The following is a 2,013-nucleotide window of genomic DNA, read 5'->3' as shown; positions in this document are numbered from 1 at the left end:
GGGGGGGGGGGGGGTAACTAAATATCGTTATTATGCCTTTAAGGAAGGGATGGCATCATGAAGTGCTATCTTTTTGTATTGGGATATAAGGGGTTGTTTGTATTAAACGAACTTGAACGAAAAGGCTTGTTGCAATGTATTGAATGTGTGGTAACACATATCATCAAAACCGAAAAGAGCTATTTTGATGATATTAAAGAAATATGTTGTCGAAATGGAATTCCATTTTGTCTTAAAGATGAGATATCAAAATTTCACAAGGATAACAACTCGTATGCTGTAGCGATCGGTTGGAAATGGGTGATTCAGGGGTATTCTAAAATTATTGTTTTTCATGATTCCTTGTTGCCAAAGTATCGGGGTTTTAATCCTCTGGTTACTAGTTTAATTAATGGTGATGATACGATTGGAGTTAGTGTTCTATATGGCACAAATGAGTATGATAAGGGCGATATTATTTATCAAAAGAGTATGGCAGTATCTTATCCTATCACGATATGGGAGGCTATTGGTAAAATATCACATCTTTATGCAGATCTTTGCATTAAGGTCTTAAAAGATATTCAATCAAATAAAAGTTTAATTGCTAAAAAGCAGAATCATGCAGAAGCCACATATAGTTTATGGAGAGATAGGCAAGATTACCATATTAATTGGCAATGGGATAGTGCTAGAATTGTTCGTTTTATAGATGCTGTTGGTTTTCCGTATGATGGGGGCTAAAACAATGTTTGAGAATAAAATCTTAAAAGTGCTTAAAGCAGAGGTAATTAAAGATGTTGTGGTAGCAAATAGAGATTGTGGTAAGGTGATTTTTATGGAAAATAAATGCTGTATTGTTGTGTGTGGGATTGGGTTGGTTAAACTGTGCGAAGTTGTAGATGAGAATGGACAAAGATGGATTGCTCCAAATTTTCGAATACATTTTAGATAGCTAGGATATTGTTTTTAATTGCATTGTGAAACATATTAAAATATGCTATAATGCGGTCTTATTTTTTTATTTGGATAGATATATGATAGCTTTTAATAAACCTTTCATGATTGAAAATGAACTTAAGTATATTCAAGATGCAATTCGTCGTGGTGCTTTGTGTGGTGATGGTTTTTATACAAAACAGTGTCATAAATTACTGGAATCTAAGATTGGTTGCAAAAAGGTGCTTCTCACACACTCTTGCACAGCTGCTTTGGAAATGGCAGCAATTTTATTAGATTTGCAAGCAGGGGATGAAGTCATCATGCCATCTTATACTTTTGTTTCTACGGCGAATGCATTTGTATTGCGTGGAGCTGTCCCTGTTTTTGTAGATATCAGAGAAGATACTTTGAATATAGATGAGAATCTTATTGAATCTGCTATTACACAGAAAACAAAGGCTATTGTATGCGTTCATTATGCAGGCGTTGCATGTGAAATGGATAAGATTCTAGAGATTGCTAAGAGACATAACCTATTTGTTGTCGAAGATGCAGCACAAGGCGTGGGTAGCTTTTATAAAGGAAGGCCACTTGGTAGCATTGGAGATTTAGGTTGTTTTTCTTTTCATGAAACTAAAAATATTATTTCTGGAGAGGGGGGAGCACTGGTTATCAACAATGAGAGATTTATTGAAAGGGCAGAGATTATTAGAGAAAAAGGGACCAATCGAACTCAGTTTTTTAGAGGTGAGGTGGATAAGTATACATGGGTGGATATTGGTTCGTCTTTCTTGCCATCTGACATGGTAGCCGCATTTTTGTATTCTCAACTAGAGAATACAGACAAAATTAATGCTAAAAGATTAGATATTTGGAATCAGTATAATGACTTTTTTCGTGTGTTTAAAAGTGTAAAAACGCCGTATATCCCAGCAGAGTGCAAACATAATGCACATATGTATTATGTGTTATTTGAGAACTTACAGCAAAGAAGCGATTTTATAGAGTTTATGAAGCAGAATGAAATTTTTCCAGTATTTCATTATGTTCCTTTGCATTCGTCGCCTGCTGGACAAAAATTTGGACATACTT

The 2,013-nt window shown here is 34.9% G+C and carries 3 protein-coding genes; all 3 read left to right on the top strand.

All coding sequences use genetic code 11. The features are described from left to right. Positions 1 to 57 precede the first annotated feature (57 nt). Entirely contained in the window at positions 58 to 723 is a 666-nt protein-coding gene (locus T368_RS14130; RefSeq protein WP_004087221.1) for a formyltransferase family protein, read from the top strand. A gap of 4 nt (positions 724 to 727) precedes the next feature. Continuing rightward, positions 728 to 934 carry a DNA-3-methyladenine glycosylase gene (locus T368_RS16955; RefSeq protein WP_004087219.1) on the top strand — a complete coding sequence of 69 codons (207 nt, stop codon included), beginning with the start codon at positions 728 to 730 and terminating at the stop codon, positions 932 to 934. A gap of 82 nt (positions 935 to 1,016) precedes the next feature. Further along, on the top strand, positions 1,017 to 2,013 hold a 997-nt coding region (rffA, locus tag T368_RS0111320), incomplete at its 3' end, for a dTDP-4-amino-4,6-dideoxygalactose transaminase (RefSeq protein ID WP_027338505.1).

The sequence above is a fragment of the Helicobacter bilis ATCC 51630 genome, assembly GCF_000686565.1.
Taxonomy (GTDB): Bacteria; Campylobacterota; Campylobacteria; order Campylobacterales; family Helicobacteraceae; genus Helicobacter_A; species Helicobacter_A bilis.
This window is presented reverse-complemented; position numbering and strand designations above follow the sequence as displayed.

Coding starts and splice junctions, on each gene's coding strand:
- T368_RS16955 (WP_004087219.1), top strand. CDS start 728: ATGTTTGAGAATAAAATCTTAAAAGTGCTTAAAGCAGAGGTAATTAAA.
- T368_RS14130 (WP_004087221.1), top strand. CDS start 58: ATGAAGTGCTATCTTTTTGTATTGGGATATAAGGGGTTGTTTGTATTA.